Source organism: Natrinema ejinorense (assembly GCF_002494345.1).
GTDB lineage: Archaea > Halobacteriota > Halobacteria > Halobacteriales > Natrialbaceae > Natrinema > Natrinema longum.
The window spans coordinates 1828092-1842194 of sequence record NZ_NXNI01000001.1 but is presented as its reverse complement, the minus strand read 5'-3'; the positions used below and the strand labels follow the sequence as shown (position 1 = coordinate 1842194).

Genomic DNA, 14103 nt, shown 5'->3' with positions numbered 1-14103 from the left:
CGCCCGGGTCCGATCGGGGGGACGCGAGACGGTCCCGTTCGCGGTCGATCCGCGCGGTCGTCGTCCGACACGCAGCGTCCCGGTCGATCGGCACAGGTGTCGTTCGACACGCCGGGTCGCGGTCGGACGACGCTCAGTCGTCCGCCGTTCCGTCGCTTCGCTGTCCATCGAACTCGAGTGCGATGTTGTCGGCGGGGTCCATCGCGAGCCCCGCTTCGTCGAGTTTCTCCCAGACCGTGTCGGGCGTCATCGGCATCTCGACGTGGCTGATCCCGCCGTGGGACATCGCGTCGACGACGGCGTTGACGATCGCCGGCGGCGAGCCGACCGTCGGCGACTCCCCGACCCCTTTCGCCCCGATCGGGTGATGGGGCGACGGCGTGACGGTGTGTCCCGTCTCGAACTCGGGGATCTCCATGGACGTCGGCAGCAGGTAGTTCATGAAGTCGCCGCCGGTGACGTTGCCGTTGTCGTCGAACGTGACGTGTTCGAGCATCGCCGTCCCGATCCCCTGGGCGAGCCCCCCGTGGATCTGGCCCTCGATGATCATCGGGTTGATGCGGTTGCCACAGTCGTCGACGGCCACGAACTTCTCGAACTCGACCTCGCCGGTCTCGCGGTCGACTTCGACGATCACGATGTACGAGCCGAAGGGGTACGTCATTTCCGGTGGATCGTAGTAGTTGATCGCCTCGAGGCCGGGCTCCTCGCTCGAGGGGTGGTTCATGTACGCGCCGGCGGCGATCTCGGTGATCGTGATCGAACGATCGGGCGCGCCGGCGACGTGGAATTCCCCGCTCTCGCGGTCCCAGTCGATGTCCTCCTCGGCGGCCTCGAGTTCGTTGGCCGCGATGGCTTTCGCCTTTTCGCGGACCTTCCGGGATGCGACGGCGGCTGCCGCGCCGGCGACCGGCGTACTCCGGGAGCCGTAGGTCCCGAGGCCGTAGGGATCGGTGTCGGTGTCGCCGTGTTCGACGGTGATGTCGTCGACGTCCATCCCGAGTTCCTCGGCGACGATCTGTGCGAACGTCGTCTCGTGGCCCTGTCCCTGCGTCTGGACGCCCACCCGGACGGTGGCGTTCCCGGTCGGGTGGACCCGGATCTCCGCGGAGTCGAACATCTCGACGCCCGCGATGTCACAGGACTTGCCGGGGCCGGCCCCGACCACTTCGGTGAACGAGGAGACCCCGATACCCAGCAGTTTGTCGGCGTCCTCCTCGATCCGACGCTGTTGTTCCTCGCGGTAGTCCTCGTAGTCGGCCATCTCGAGGGCCTTGTCCAGGGCCTTCTCGTAGTCGCCGGAGTCGTAGTTCCACCCGGTCGCGCTCTCGTAGGGGAACTGCTCGGGCTGGATGAAGTTCTTCCGCCGGATCTCGGCGGGGTCCATGTCGAGTTCGTCCGCGAGGACTTTCACCATCCGCTCGATGAGGTAGACCGCCTCCGTTACGCGGAACGAGCAGCGATAGGCCACCCCGCCCGGCGCGGTGTTGGTGTAGGCCGCCGTCAGCGTGCCGTAGGCCGTGTCGATGTCGTAGGACCCGGTGAAGATGTTGAAGAACCCGGCGGGGAACTTCGAGGGCTGGGCGACGGCGTTGAACGCGCCGTGGTCGGCCAGCACGTCGGTCCGGACCGCCTGGATCTCGCCGTCCTCGGTGGCGGCGAGCTCGCCGGTCATGTCGTAGTCCCGGGCGAACCCGGTCGACTGGATGTTCTCCGAGCGCTCCTCGACCCACTTGACGGGCTCCTCTAAGACGTACGACGCTGCCGCGGCGACGACGTAACCCGGGTAGATCGGCACTTTGTTGCCGAAGCCGCCCCCGACGTCCGGGCTGACGATCCGGATCTTGTGTTCGGGGATCCCCGAGACCTGCGCGAACAGCGTCCGGTGGATGTGAGGGGCCTGCGAGGTCATGTGGACCGTCAGCTTGTCCTTGCCGGGATCGTAGTCCCCGACCGCGCCGCAGGTCTCGATCGGCGCGGGATGGAGTCGCTGGTAGAGCATGTCCTCTTTGACGGTGACGTCGGCCTCCTCGAAGGCCTCGGCCGTCGCTTCCTCGTCGCCGGTCTCCCAGTCGAGACAGTGGTTGTCCTCCTTGCCCTCGATGTCGTCCCTGATCACCGGCGCGTCGTCCTCGAGTGCGTTCTCCGCGCCGATGACCGGGTCGAGGACGTCGTAGTCGACGACGACCTTCTCGGCCCCGTCTTTGGCCGTGTACCGGTCGGTCGCGATGACGGCGGCGACCTCCTGGGACTGGAACTTGACCTTGTCGTTGACCAGGACGTCCTGGGTGTCGTCCATCAGCGTCGGCATCGTCGCGAGGTCGTGCTCGAGCAGGTCCTCGGCGGTGAGGACGGCGACGACGCCGTCGACGGAAAGCGCTCGCGACTTGTCGATGTCCTCGATCCGTGCGTGTGCGTGGGGACTGCGGACGATCTCGCAGTGAAGCATCCCCGGCTTCTTGATGTCGTCGACGTAGTTGCCCCGGCCGGTGATGAAGCGCTGGTCTTCCTTTCGTTTGACCTCCTCGCCCATCCCGCCGCGGCCGTGGCCGCAGTGTTTCTCGGGCTGTGGGCCGCCGTCTTCTGCCTCAGCGAACCGTTCGGAGTCGCTGCTCATTCGCTCTCACCTCCGGCAATCGAGTCGTGATCGCGATCGGTCGTCGGCCCGCCACAGCAGTTCTCGACGCCGCAGTCGAACTCGCCGTCCGCGTCGGTCATCTCGGCGGGCGTGATCGTCGAGCCGTCGGCATCCGTGACGACCCCGCCGTCCGCGGCCGCGATCTCTCCCGCCTCGAGTTCCTCGGCGGCGTACTCGATCGAGCGGACGATGTTCTGGTAGCCGGTACACCGACAGAGGTTGCCGCTGATCGCCTCGCGGATCTCCTCCTCGCTCGGGTCCGGGTTCTCGTCGAGTAGTGCTTTCCCGGACATGATCATCCCGGGCGTACAGTAGCCACACTGCAGGCCGTGTTCCTCGCGGAACCCTTCTTGCAGCGGGTGGAGGTCCGCGCCGGCTTCCGGGAGGTCCTCCATTCCCTCGACGGTCATGAGTTCGCTCCCGTCGGCCTGCGTCGCGAACATGAGACAGGACTTGATCGGTTCGCCGTCCTTGAGGACGGTACAGGCCCCGCAGTTCCCGGTGTCACAGCCGATGTGAGTACCGGTCAGGTCCAGTTCCTCCCTGATCGCGTGGACGAGCAGCTGTCGCGGCTCGACGTCGATCGTGTGTTCGGTGCCGTTAACCGTCAGCGTGATTTCGCGCGTGTCTGTCACTGTGATACCCTCCGTTTGACCAGTCCTGCGCGTTCGGCCGCGTCGCCGAGCGCGCGCTGGGTGAGGACGTTTACCATGCGTTCCTTGTAGCCCGCGTCGCCGTGCTCGTCCGATTCGGGGTTGGACTGCTCGGCCGCCAGCTCCCCGGCGCGTTTGAACACCTCGCTGCCGGGCTGCTCGCCCTCGAGGTGGTCCTCGGCGTCGGTCGCCCGGACGTTCGTGATGTCGACGGCCGTGAGCCCGATGGCGGCGTTCTCGATCCGGCCGTCCTCGTCGAGAACGAGCCGTGCCGCCGAGCCAGCCATCGCGTAGTCGCCGACCTTCCGTTTGAGCTTGTGGTAGGCGCTGCCCTCGCGTGGGGCCGGCGTCGGGACCCGGACCTCGGTGATGAGTTCGTTCTCGTCGAGGGTCGTATCGTAGGGCAGCAGGAAGAAGTCCTCGGCGGGGATGACTCGCTCGCCGTCCGGACCCTGCGCGACGACCTCGCCCTCGTGTGCGAGCAACACGCTTCCCCAGTCGCCTTTCGGATCCGCCTGTGCGATCGCGCCGGCGACCGTGCCGCGGTTCCGAATCTGTGGATCCGCGACCAACGGTGCCGTGTCGGCGAAGCTGCCGTACTTCTCGTCGATCAGCGCCGACTCCTCGACGTCGGCGTGGCGTGCGAGCGCACCGATCCGGAGCCAGCCGTCCGCTTCCTCGAGGTAGTCGAGTCCGTCGATGCAATTGATGTCGATGACGGTCTCCGGAACCGCGAGTCGGAACCGGAGCATCGGCACCATGCTCTGTCCGCCCGCCAGGATCGCCCGGTCGTCCAGGCTCTCGAGCAAGCTCACGGCTTCCTCGACGGTATCGGGCTCGTGAGTCTCGAACTGTGCCGCTTTCATAACATGCCACGGATCCGGTCCGTGATGCCCGAATCCGTCTCGTCGACGTCGCTCATCTGCTTCTCGATGTCGCTGAAGAAGTTGTTCACGATCTTGTTGGCAACGGGGTTGATGACTCGCGAGCCGAGCTGGGCGATCCGGCCCGAAATGTCGGCCTCGGTCCACCACTCGATACGGGACCCCGCCCCGTCCTCGAGGGGGTGGATATGCATTCCCGAATCCATGCTGAAGCTACTCCCGCTTGCGGTCCCGGTACCGGTCGCGGTCATGATGAACTCCTCCTCGTCGCGTTCCTGAATCGTCACCGACGTCTCGAAGCGGGGCTTGACGCTTCCGACGCCGACCTGCATCAGCGCGGCGTACTCCTGGCCCTCGACGAACGCCCGCGCGGCGACGGCCTCCGGATCGGCATCGGGCAGCGTCTCCGCGTCCTCGTCGGCCTCGTAGTCGTCGTAGCTGAAGTCGTCGTCCATCGGCGTGATGTACTGACAGCCCTTCAGCGAATTTCGTACCGCGATCGGATCCGAAAGGACGACCCACGCCTTCTCCGGCGGGACGTCCTCGAGTTCGAACTCCCCATCGAACTCCATTTATATCCCCCTCCGTCCGAACCGCGATGGTCGTGTGTCGGTCGCCGTCATCTTTTATAACCCTGCACTATGTGCATACTATTTACCACAGTATATGATATCCCGTACCACACAAATAAACATGAGTGTTTGCCGACAAACAGGTTCGACCGTTCAGTTAGACCGATGACGACCGACAATCCCCACGACGGCGACGATCTGATCGACCTCGATGCGGCCGTCGACCACGTTCGGACGCTCCGCACGGAGTTGCTGCCGGCCCTCGAGACGGAACGCGTCTCCCTGGACGAACTGGCCGGCCGGACGCTCGCGGAACCGATCCACGCGCCGGTCGACGTCCCCGCACACAGTCACGCGACGATGGACGGTTTCGCGTTCGACGCGACCGACGAGTATCCGCTGGCGGTCGTCGACGACCCGGTCTGCCCGGAGGACGAGCCACCCGCCCTCGAGTCGGGCACGGCGATCCGGATCGCGACCGGTGCGCCGCTGCCACCGTCGGCGAACGCGGTGCTCAAGCGCGAGGAGGCCACCGTCGACGACGGCCAACTTACGGGGACGGCGATCGAACCCGGAACCTACGTCTACCAACGCGGCAGCAACGTCAGCGAGGGGGAGAAGTTGTTCGATGCGGGCGAGCGACTCGGCGCGAAGGACGCGTTGCTACTTGGCGACCTCGGGATCGACGATGTCGCCGTCCGCGAGCGCATCTCCGTCGGCCTGCTGGCGACCGGCACGGAGATCCACGAGGGACGCCACCGGGACCTCGACTCGCCGATGCTGGCCGGACTCGTTCGCTCGTGGGGACACGAGGCGACCTACGAGGGGTCGGTCCCCGACGAAAACGACCGGGTCGAATCCCGAATCGACGAACTGGCCCGCAAGCACGACGTCGTCGTCACGACCGGCGGGACGAGCGTCGGCGACAAGGACTACGTGATCCGGACGCTCGACGCGCTCGGAGACGTCCTGTTCCACCGCGTTCGGCTCCGACCGGGGAAACCGATCGGCGTCGCACGGCTGCCCGACCACGACGCGGTGGCGGTCGCCGTCCCGGGGAAACCGGTAGGTGCATACCTCGTAACGGCACTCGTCGCCCGCCCGTTCTTTACTGGCGACGCGTCCCTACCGACGGTGTCCGCTCGGATGGCCCACGACGTGGGGATCGGTACGGCCGGCTTCACCTACGCGATTCCCGTCACGCTCGAGGACGGGACCGCGACGGGACTCGGCCACGTCGACTCACCGCTCCCGATCTACGAGGAGACGTTCGATCCGAGCGTCCTCTCCTCGAGTACGCGCGCGAGCCGAGCCGACGGGTTCGTGCTGACGACGAACGGCGTCGCCGCCGACGAGCCGGTCGACGTCGTTCCGGCGACGGCGCTGGAGCGATGACGACGGACGCGTCCGATTCGCCGGCCGTGGCGGGCCTCCTGCTCGCCGCCGGGACGAGCAGCCGCTTCGGGAACGAAAACAAACTGCTGGCGACGCTCGAGGGGGAGCCGATCGTCCGCCAGGCCGCGCGAACGCTCGTCCGCAGCGGCGTCGACCCGGTCGTCGTCGTCCTCGGTTACGAGGCCGACCGGGTCGGTGACGCGCTCGAGGGCCTTCCCGTCGAAACCGCCGTCAACGAGGCCTACGACACCGGACAGGCGTCCTCGCTCCGAACCGGGATCCGGGCGATTCGCGGACGCGATCGCGAGTACGACGCGGCCGTCATCGCGCTCGGGGACATGCCGTTCGTCGATCCGTCGACGGTCGATTCGCTGGTCTCGGCGTACGCCGCGGACGCCGGTGACGCGCTCGCGGCGGCGTTCGACGGGGAGCGGGGAAACCCGGTGTTGTTCGACGAGCGGTTCTTCGACGCGCTCGCCGACGTCGACGGCGATATCGGCGGCCGCGAAATCCTTCGCGAGAGCGACGCGAGCGCGCTGGTCCTCGTCGACGATCCGGGCGTGCGCCGCGACATCGACAGCCCCAACGATCTGTGACCGACCCGCCGAATGCGTCTCGTGAGTTCTCCGCTCGTCGAAGCGGGCGTTCGACCCCGGCGCGGTCCGGCCGTACTACTCGGACTCGAGTTTCCTCACGACGATCTGTCCGTCCTCGACGTGCCACTCGACCCGATCGCCCTCGCCGACATCGAGGAAATTGCGAACCGGTTTCGGCACTGTTGTCAGGTTCTTTTCGGAAACCTTCGTATCGGTGAGTATACCCATTCTACGTGGGGTACAGCCCTAGTCAATACATAGTTTACGCTATGTGGAGGGAACGCGGTCACCGACGGCCGGAGCGGGGTCACCCGCTCGAGCGCCATCGGTGTGCGCCGCCGTCGGACGCCTTGGTGAAGTCGAGGTCGTATCGGTCGGATTCGACGAGAACCGGTCCCGGAACGTACGTGTCCTCGGAGCTATCGACCGACTCGAGGAGGTTCCGGTCCGCCATCGTCGAGAGGACGTCCCGAACCGTCCCCTCGCGGCCGGGAATCAGATTCGCTTCTTCCATCACGCCGTCGACGTCGACCTGCCCCCGGAGGAATGCCAGCCGGATCGCCGACACCCACGCAGGTTCGCGCTTCGTCTCCCGACACATGACGCGTACGTCACAGGGGACGGTGTTATAGTTTCTGACGAGAACGTCCAGGTCCGTTCGTGATACTGTCGGACAGAAGTCAATACGAAGTCGGTCGCGAATTCGTGGCCGTCCCCACCGGTGACGGCCACAGCAGAGCGACCGATCTTCACGTCGTTCTGTCCGGCAGTATGAATCGACCCCACGTTCGCGGCCGACGGCGACTACCGCCAGGCTTACGCCGGTCTCCGGGCATATAGGGCGTATGGTTCGCCAGCAGATCGACAGTGTCGGCGTCGTCGGTGCGGGGACGATGGGCAGCGGGATCGCACAGGTCGCAGCGGCGGCCGGCTACGAGGTCGTGATGCGCGACATCGAGTCGACGTTCGTCGAGAACGGGTTCGACACCATCGACGATAGCCTCTCACGGCTGGACGCGCGAGACGATCTCGCGGAATCCCCGGCGACCATCCGCGACCGGATCGAGGGAACGACACTGCTCGACGACCTCGCCGACTGCGACCTCGTCGTCGAGGCCGCCCTCGAGGAACTGAGCGTCAAACAGGAGATTTTCGCCGACCTCGAGCGGATCTGTGCCGACGACGTCCTGCTCGCGACGAACACGAGCACGATTTCGATCACCTCGATCGCGTCGGACCTCGAGACCCCCGAGCGCGTGATCGGGCTGCACTTCATGAACCCGGTCCCGATTATGGAGGGCGTCGAGGTCGTCGTCGGCGAGAAGACGACCGCGGAGGCGACGGAGCTGGCACACGAACTCGCCGACGACCTCGGGAAGACGACCTGGGAGGCCGACGATAAGCCCGGCTTCGTCACCAACCGTATCCTGATGCCCTGGATCAACGAAGGCATTCGGGCGTACGACGAGGGCGTCGCCACGAAGGAGGACATCGATACCGGCATGGAACTGGGGACCAACGTCCCGATGGGGCCGCTGACGCTGGCGGATCACATCGGTCTCGACGTCTGTCTCCACGCCTCCGAAACGCTTCACGAGGAGCTGGGCGACCGCTACAAGCCCGCGTACCTCCTCAAACGGAAGGTCGAGGCCGGCGACCTCGGCAAGAAGACCGGAACCGGGTTCTACGAGTACGAGTGATCGTCGGCGTCGCGGCGACGGCACCGCGATCGGTTGCGATTCGATTCAGTTTCCGATAAAGTATTTCACGCTGACACTCGTTGCGGGAAACGATGCGCCTCGCACGCCTCGCTATCGCCCTCCTCTGTTGTAGCCTCGTCGGAGCGACCGGTGTCGCCGCCGTCGCCGGCGCACCACCGCCGACGCAACTCTGTGGGGTTTGTGGCCCCGGCACCGCCAACGATGCCGAGATCGCGGGCGCGACGGAGCAGGGAACGCTCGACATCTACGTCGACGAAACCGGGGATTCGCGCTGGCACGCCCGCGTGCCGGTCACCGAGGCCGCCGCCGAGCGCTACCGCACCAACGCGACCGCACTCGAGGCCGCGGTCGACGACGCCTGGGCACGATACCACGCCGCCGACGACGACGTCCGCGAGGTCGAGCCGTCGCTCGAGGACGATACCGTCGTCGTGAATTATACGGTCGACGACATCGCCCGATCCGGGGTCGGAGACACCTGGATCGTCGACTACTTCGCGGTCGGAACCGCGTCCACTCGCTACGAGATCGTTGCGCAGCGAGTCACGCTACATACTCCCGCGGGGACGAGGGTCACGAACCACGTCCGCGCCGCCGACGTCGATGGCAACGCCGTGACGTGGACCGGCGGGACCGACCGCGATCCGGGCGACGACTTCGGCGAGCAGACGTACGTCACCTACGGCAGCGGCGGCGTTCTCGACGCCGCGAGGGGCTACGCGACGCTCGCCCTCGAGACCGGACCGACGGCGCTCGCACACGGCGTGAGCGGCGGCGCCATTCCGGGGGCGTTGATCGCACTCGCCGGGGTCGCAGCCGGGCGGATCGGCCTGGGAGTCGCCGCCGTCGACGACGCGACGCTCGAGCGACTGATCGTGGCAGTAGGGAGTATCGGAGCAGTGGGCTTCCTCGTCGTCGGGTCGACCGCGGCCGGTCCCGGCCTCGCGCCGGGTGCCGTCGCGCTGGCGTCGCTCGGGATCGGCTACGCCCTGCTGGGAAGCGTGGCACGCCGGTTCGGCAGACGCTTCGAAACGCGCGGGCTGGCGGGCCTGTCGCTGCTCGCGACGACGACCGCCGGGGGAGTCACTCTTCTGCTCGCCGGACCGCCGCTGTACGCGTTCCCGATGTGGTTCGGACTGGCAACCGCACTCTGGCTACCGATCGGACACGCGTTCGAACGCGGCCGAACGCCGATCGCGCTCGTGGTCGTGGCAATCGCTGGACTCACGCCGATCGCCGCGATCGGGGCCATCGCTCCGGTCACGGTGTTCGGATACGGGCCGACGATATACGGGCTCCTGTTGTTGCCGTGGGTCGTAAGCGTCGCCGTGTTCGGCTACCCGCTCGCGCTTCTGGGCCGACAACTCGCGCTCGGCGACGACTGACCTGCGCGACATCGACGAGCGACGGAGCCGCCGCGTCGTCACTCGAGGAATCGCGCACCGACGTCGACGTCGGCCGGCGGCATCGCACACTGGTCTTTCTTGCCGAACCAGCGATACCGGCGAGCCGCGACGAAGTCGTACGCCCGATCCCGAATCGACCGCGGCAGGAACCGAAACGGGCCGAGCAGCGCGTAGACCCCACCGAGGAGCCTCGCGATTCGGATGACCGCCGCGGACTTCACGTAGCAGTCGTCGCCCTCGATCAGGACGATCGACTCGAGTTCGTCCGTCGGGAGGTCGTGTTCGGCGAGCAACTGTTTGCCGACATCGGACTGGAGCGAGGCGAACCGAAATTGCCCGTCCGTATCCCGCGGCAGGATGAACTGGACGAACCCGTTACAGAGGTTACAGACGCCGTCGAAGAGGATGATCGGGTCGTCCGGGATGTCCGTACTCATGGGGTAGCTGTCCGTTGGGACTCCTGCCAATTCACGATTCCGGTCGTCGCAGTAGCGGTCCGGATCGACACTGCGACGGCAGCGGGAACCGACGACTTCCACACCACGTCCTCATACGGACCGCTGTCAGGCAGTGCCGGCGACCCCACGACTCGTCCGTAGGGTCAGGTCACTCGGACGGAGGACCGTATCAGACGTACGACAGTGGAGAAGAGAACCACTCAAACTGCCATTCAATCATTCTGAAAACGGATTAAATAGTTAATGCAAACAACGGTGTGGGTGCAGATATGGCTGAAACGGTTCACCGACTCGAACCGCTCGAGCGTCGACCGCTGACCGACCGTACCTGTCTCGTCACCGGCTCCTCGCGTGGAATCGGTCGCGAAATCGCGTTCGAACTCGCCCGCTGTGGTGCGAACGTGGCAGTGAACTACCGCTCGTCCGACGCGAAGGCACGCGACGTGACCGAGCGGATCGAAGAAAACGGTGAGTCGGCGATCCCCGTCCAGGCCGACGTCTCCGACCCGACGGAGGTCGAACGGATGGCCGCGGACATCCGCGAGGAGTTCGGCGCGATCGACGTCCTCGTCAACAACGCAGGAATCACCGTCGATCGAACGTTCGAGGAAATGACCTACGAGGACTGGCAGGCGGTCATCGACGTCAACCTCCACGGAACGTTCAACTGCACGAAGGCGTTCTACGAGGACATCAAAACCTCCGACCACGGGCGACTGATCAATATCTCGAGCGTGGTCGGCCAGCAGGGCAACTACGGACAGGCCAACTACGCGACCTCGAAGGGGGGCCTGTTCGCGTTCACTCGGACGCTCGCTCTGGAGTTGGCGAGTCACGGCTCGACGGCGAACTGCGTCGCGCCGGGCTTTACCGAGACGGACATGCTCGAGACGGTTCCCGATCGGGTTCGAGAGAAGATCCGCGAGGACATTCCGCTGGATCGGTTCGCCCGACCCGAAGATATCGTCGGGATGGTCCGGTTCCTCGTCGGCGACCGGGCCGAGTACATGACCGGCCAGGTCGTCGGGATCAACGGCGGCATCGAGTGGTGACGAGTCGCCGAGCCAGGCGATCCGATTCGGCAGGCAGCCTCGAGCAGCCGGTATCCGCCGAATCCCGAAGCAGCCGGGACCCGCTAACTCCGATTTCGGGGCCGTGACTGTCCGTCCGGCCGCGGTCACGCACCTCGAGCAACCACAGTTGTTCTACCCCAAACAAAATTGTTTTACGGCCGGGATCTGTTCCACCGGATGATGCCACCCATCGCGCTTCCACACGACGCGAAGGCCGGACCGACCAAATCGGAGGTCCGCGCCGTCGTCGGTTCGAAACTCGCACTCGAGCCGGACGATCACTTCGCGGAGGTCGGCTCCTGTACAGGGGCCATCACGATCGAAGCCGCACAGCGAGCCGGGCGGGTGACCGCCCTCGAACGGAAACCCGAGCGACTCGAGACGACGGAAAAGAACCTCGCGGTCAACGAGGAGTCGGTGCGCGCCGATGTCGAACTGCGAAACGCGGAAGCGCCCGAGGGGCTGCCCGCCGACGCCGACGCCCTCTTTCTGGGCGGGAGTCGGAACTTCGAGGCAGTACTCGATCACGCCGTCGAAACCGAAATCGACCGCGTCGTGATGAACGTCTCGCGCCTCGAGGTCGCGGGCAAGGCGACGGAGGCCTTCCGCGAACGGGGCCTGCTCGAGGAGGTCGTCCAGTTCCAGGTGAGCCACGGCTACGAACTCGCCGGCGCGACGAGTTTCAACTCGGACAACCCGGTGTACATGCTGGTCGGGAGCGCGACGGCCGACGACGAGGATGATGGCGAGAGAGGTGCCACCGACGGGAGCGGGGGGAATCACCGATGACTCTCTACGGCGTCGGGCTCGGTCCCGGCGAGGCCGACCTCGTGACCGTTCGCGGGAAGGAGGTCCTCGAGAACGCCGACGTGGTTTACTCGCCCGGCCGCCTGTCGCGGACGGTCGCACTGAAACACGTCGACGAGTCGAAGATCGGGGATCTCGACTTCCCGATGACGAAAGACGAGGAGAAGCTCCGTGCGGCGTGGAAGGAAGCCGCGGCGGAGATCGCCCCGAACGCCCGCGAGGGTGACGTCGCCTTCGTCACGCTGGGCGATCCCAACGTCTACTCGACGTTCGGCCACCTGCGCCGGACGATCGACGCCTTCCACTCGGACGTCGAATTGGAGATCGTCCCGGGCGTGAGCGCGGTGACGGCGTTCGCGACCGCGATGGGGGTCGAGATCGAAGCCGGCGCGGGCCTCTCCTTGCGGGAAGCCGCCGCCGGCCACAGCCCCACGGGGCCGGATCGGATGATCCTGTTCAAAGTCACCGACGCACCGGCGACCCACGAGGGACTCGTCGAGGCCGGCTACGACGTGACCTACGGCCGCCGGCTGTTCATGGAACAGGGCGAGACGATCGTCACCGACGATCCCGCGGACATCGACGAGCGGGACTACTACACGCTCGCCTACGCCGAAAAGGCGGGCCTCGAGGTCGAGCAGGCGACGGCAGCCTTCCAGACTGAGGGCTCCGACGACTCGAGCGAGGACGACTCGACGACGAGCGGTGAGCCAGTGACCGATGGCGGTGAGCGAATCGAAGGTGAGCGCGAGCGAAGCGAGCGCGATCCACATCGGAACGCGAAGCGTTCCGAGGAAGGTTCGCGATCCTCGTCGGAGGTACCCTCCGACGTAGGCAGGCTGGTCGACCTCGAGCACGCCGAGGGCTGCGAAGGCGGCGACTGTGGAGGCCACCGATGACTGACGACGCACAAAACGACCCGCAGGACGCGATCGATTCCCAAGGCGAGCGCCGCCGCGAGGAACTGGACGACCGGATCTTCGAGCACAGCGCGGGCGACGAACAGGAGGGGATTCCCTTCGTCGGTGCCGGCCCCGGCAACCCGCGCCTGCTGACCGTCGCGGGGAAGGAACTGCTCGAGGAGGCCGACCTCGTCGTCCACGCGGGTTCGCTGGTCAACAGCGAACTCCTCGAGGAATACTGTGCCCACGCCGAACTGGTAAACTCCGTCGGGAAGGACCTCGAGGAGCTGATCCCGCTGATGAGAGACGCCTACGAGGACGGCGACAACGTCGTCAGGCTGCACAGCGGTGATCCGGCGATCTACGGAGCCGCGCTCGAGCAGATGGACGCCTTGGAACACGAGGGCGTGCCGACTCACTTCGTGCCCGGCGTCACGTCGGCCTTCGCGGCCAGCGCAACGCTTCGGACCCAGTTGACGCTCAACGAGGTCTCGAACCACGTCGCCTTTACCCGGCCCCAGGGCAAGACCCTGACGCCGGAGGAGGACCACATCTCCGACTTCGTCGAGATGGGCGACGTGACGACCTGTATCTACCTCGGAACCCACGCGGTTCGGGACACGATGGACCGGTTGCTCGAGGACGATCACGACCCCGAGACGCCGGTTGCGGTGATCTACCACGCCTCGTGGCCGGACGAGGACGTGATCATCGGCTCGATCGGTGATATTGCGGATAAAGTGGAAGAGGCCGGATACCGGGCGTCGGCGCTGGTCGTCATCGGCGATGCGGTTACGGGGGCGGGCTACGAGCGCTCGTTCCTCTACGGCGACTGGGCCAATCGAGGCTCGTCGGGAGAGTCCGGCGAGACCGAGGCGGGTGACGACTGAGATGACTCGGAGTCACTACCGCGAACACGGTGAAAGCCCCCAGCCCGCTCGAGTCGGAGGACTCGCTGCGGTCCTCGGCCGTCGGCCTGCGGTCCTTGCGTCGTCCGC

Annotated in this window: 15 protein-coding genes; 8 read left to right on the top strand and 7 right to left on the bottom strand. The window is 66.2% G+C overall.

Translation table 11 applies throughout. The annotated features are described in order from the left end of the window. Nucleotides 1-133: 133 nt before the first annotated feature. The 4 genes from CP557_RS09165 to CP557_RS09150 are packed head-to-tail and all read right to left on the bottom strand — an operon-like array spanning nt 134 to nt 4747. Nucleotides 134-2617: an aerobic carbon-monoxide dehydrogenase large subunit gene (locus tag CP557_RS09165; RefSeq protein ID WP_097379611.1), complete on the bottom strand. Its 2484-nt coding sequence runs from the start codon at nt 2615-2617 to the stop codon at nt 134-136. Continuing rightward, on the bottom strand, nt 2614-3273 hold the full coding sequence (locus CP557_RS09160; RefSeq protein WP_097379610.1) for a (2Fe-2S)-binding protein: 660 nt from the start codon (nt 3271-3273) through the stop codon (nt 2614-2616). The genes CP557_RS09165 and CP557_RS09160 overlap by 4 nt, the downstream gene beginning before the upstream one ends. Next, nucleotides 3270-4157, bottom strand: a complete 888-nt coding sequence (locus CP557_RS09155) for an FAD binding domain-containing protein (RefSeq protein WP_097379609.1) — start codon at nt 4155-4157, stop codon at nt 3270-3272. The genes CP557_RS09160 and CP557_RS09155 overlap by 4 nt, the downstream gene beginning before the upstream one ends. After that, entirely contained in the window at nt 4154-4747 is a 594-nt protein-coding gene (locus CP557_RS09150) for a CoxG family protein (RefSeq protein ID WP_097379608.1), read from the bottom strand. The genes CP557_RS09155 and CP557_RS09150 overlap by 4 nt, the downstream gene beginning before the upstream one ends. A 165-nt stretch (nt 4748-4912) precedes the next feature. On the opposite strand from CP557_RS09150, the gene CP557_RS09145 reads away from it, so the two are divergent. Both CP557_RS09145 and CP557_RS09140 read left to right on the top strand, forming a co-directional pair. Further along, nucleotides 4913-6142: a molybdopterin molybdotransferase MoeA gene (locus CP557_RS09145; RefSeq protein WP_097379607.1), complete on the top strand. Its 1230-nt coding sequence runs from the start codon at nt 4913-4915 to the stop codon at nt 6140-6142. Then, nucleotides 6139-6738 (top strand): nucleotidyltransferase family protein, encoded by a 600-nt coding sequence (locus CP557_RS09140; protein ID WP_097379606.1) that lies wholly within the window; start codon nt 6139-6141, stop codon nt 6736-6738. The genes CP557_RS09145 and CP557_RS09140 overlap by 4 nt, the downstream gene beginning before the upstream one ends. A gap of 75 nt (nt 6739-6813) precedes the next feature. On the opposite strand, the gene CP557_RS09135 is transcribed toward CP557_RS09140, so the two are convergent. Next, nucleotides 6814-6966, bottom strand: coding sequence for an AbrB/MazE/SpoVT family DNA-binding domain-containing protein (locus tag CP557_RS09135; RefSeq protein ID WP_097379605.1), 153 nt, complete (start codon nt 6964-6966; stop codon nt 6814-6816). A gap of 79 nt (nt 6967-7045) precedes the next feature. Next, nucleotides 7046-7339 (bottom strand): hypothetical protein, encoded by a 294-nt coding sequence (locus tag CP557_RS09130; RefSeq protein WP_097379604.1) that lies wholly within the window; start codon nt 7337-7339, stop codon nt 7046-7048. A gap of 244 nt (nt 7340-7583) precedes the next feature. Here CP557_RS09130 and CP557_RS09120 point away from each other — a divergent pair, with 244 nt between their 5' ends. Both CP557_RS09120 and CP557_RS09115 read left to right on the top strand, forming a co-directional pair. Then, nucleotides 7584-8438, top strand: coding sequence for a 3-hydroxyacyl-CoA dehydrogenase family protein (locus CP557_RS09120; protein ID WP_097379602.1), 855 nt, complete (start codon nt 7584-7586; stop codon nt 8436-8438). A 92-nt stretch (nt 8439-8530) separates the two neighbouring features. After that, on the top strand, nt 8531-9844 hold the full coding sequence (locus tag CP557_RS09115; protein WP_097379601.1) for a hypothetical protein: 1314 nt from the start codon (nt 8531-8533) through the stop codon (nt 9842-9844). Nucleotides 9845-9882: 38 nt separating this feature from the next. Here the strand turns inward: CP557_RS09115 and CP557_RS09110 are convergent, their stop codons facing one another. Then, nucleotides 9883-10302, bottom strand: coding sequence for a thiol-disulfide oxidoreductase DCC family protein (locus CP557_RS09110; RefSeq protein ID WP_097379600.1), 420 nt, complete (start codon nt 10300-10302; stop codon nt 9883-9885). A gap of 290 nt (nt 10303-10592) precedes the next feature. Between CP557_RS09110 and CP557_RS09105 the strand changes: the two genes are divergently transcribed. The 4 genes from CP557_RS09105 (at nt 10593) to CP557_RS09090 (ending at nt 13995) form a co-directional block, all read left to right on the top strand. Then, nucleotides 10593-11375 (top strand): 3-oxoacyl-ACP reductase family protein, encoded by a 783-nt coding sequence (locus tag CP557_RS09105; RefSeq protein ID WP_097379599.1) that lies wholly within the window; start codon nt 10593-10595, stop codon nt 11373-11375. A 201-nt stretch (nt 11376-11576) separates the two neighbouring features. Then, nucleotides 11577-12185: a precorrin-6Y C5,15-methyltransferase (decarboxylating) subunit CbiT gene (cbiT, locus tag CP557_RS09100; RefSeq protein WP_097381596.1), complete on the top strand. Its 609-nt coding sequence runs from the start codon at nt 11577-11579 to the stop codon at nt 12183-12185. Further along, nucleotides 12182-13102 carry a cobalt-factor II C(20)-methyltransferase gene (locus CP557_RS09095; protein ID WP_097379598.1) on the top strand — a complete coding sequence of 307 codons (921 nt, stop codon included), beginning with the start codon at nt 12182-12184 and terminating at the stop codon, nt 13100-13102. The genes cbiT and CP557_RS09095 overlap by 4 nt, the downstream gene beginning before the upstream one ends. Then, complete coding sequence (locus CP557_RS09090; protein ID WP_097379597.1) at nt 13099-13995, top strand: cobalt-precorrin-4/precorrin-4 C(11)-methyltransferase; 897 nt, start codon at nt 13099-13101, stop codon at nt 13993-13995. Before CP557_RS09095 ends, CP557_RS09090 begins: the two co-directional genes overlap by 4 nt. Nucleotides 13996-14103 lie beyond the last annotated feature (108 nt).

Excerpts from the sequence above, each read along its gene's own strand:
- CP557_RS09165 (WP_097379611.1), bottom strand. The coding sequence starts at position 2,617 with ATGAGCAGCGACTCCGAACGGTTCGCTGAGGCAGAAGACGGCGGCCCA.
- CP557_RS09120 (WP_097379602.1), top strand. The coding sequence starts at position 7,584 with ATGGTTCGCCAGCAGATCGACAGTGTCGGCGTCGTCGGTGCGGGGACG.
- CP557_RS09150 (WP_097379608.1), bottom strand. The coding sequence starts at position 4,747 with ATGGAGTTCGATGGGGAGTTCGAACTCGAGGACGTCCCGCCGGAGAAG.
- CP557_RS09110 (WP_097379600.1), bottom strand. The coding sequence starts at position 10,302 with ATGAGTACGGACATCCCGGACGACCCGATCATCCTCTTCGACGGCGTC.
- cbiT (WP_097381596.1), top strand. The coding sequence starts at position 11,577 with ATGCCACCCATCGCGCTTCCACACGACGCGAAGGCCGGACCGACCAAA.
- CP557_RS09105 (WP_097379599.1), top strand. The coding sequence starts at position 10,593 with ATGGCTGAAACGGTTCACCGACTCGAACCGCTCGAGCGTCGACCGCTG.
- CP557_RS09090 (WP_097379597.1), top strand. The coding sequence starts at position 13,099 with ATGACTGACGACGCACAAAACGACCCGCAGGACGCGATCGATTCCCAA.
- CP557_RS09140 (WP_097379606.1), top strand. The coding sequence starts at position 6,139 with ATGACGACGGACGCGTCCGATTCGCCGGCCGTGGCGGGCCTCCTGCTC.
- CP557_RS09145 (WP_097379607.1), top strand. The coding sequence starts at position 4,913 with ATGACGACCGACAATCCCCACGACGGCGACGATCTGATCGACCTCGAT.
- CP557_RS09135 (WP_097379605.1), bottom strand. The coding sequence starts at position 6,966 with ATGGGTATACTCACCGATACGAAGGTTTCCGAAAAGAACCTGACAACA.
- CP557_RS09095 (WP_097379598.1), top strand. The coding sequence starts at position 12,182 with ATGACTCTCTACGGCGTCGGGCTCGGTCCCGGCGAGGCCGACCTCGTG.
- CP557_RS09155 (WP_097379609.1), bottom strand. The coding sequence starts at position 4,157 with ATGAAAGCGGCACAGTTCGAGACTCACGAGCCCGATACCGTCGAGGAA.
- CP557_RS09115 (WP_097379601.1), top strand. The coding sequence starts at position 8,531 with ATGCGCCTCGCACGCCTCGCTATCGCCCTCCTCTGTTGTAGCCTCGTC.
- CP557_RS09130 (WP_097379604.1), bottom strand. The coding sequence starts at position 7,339 with ATGTGTCGGGAGACGAAGCGCGAACCTGCGTGGGTGTCGGCGATCCGG.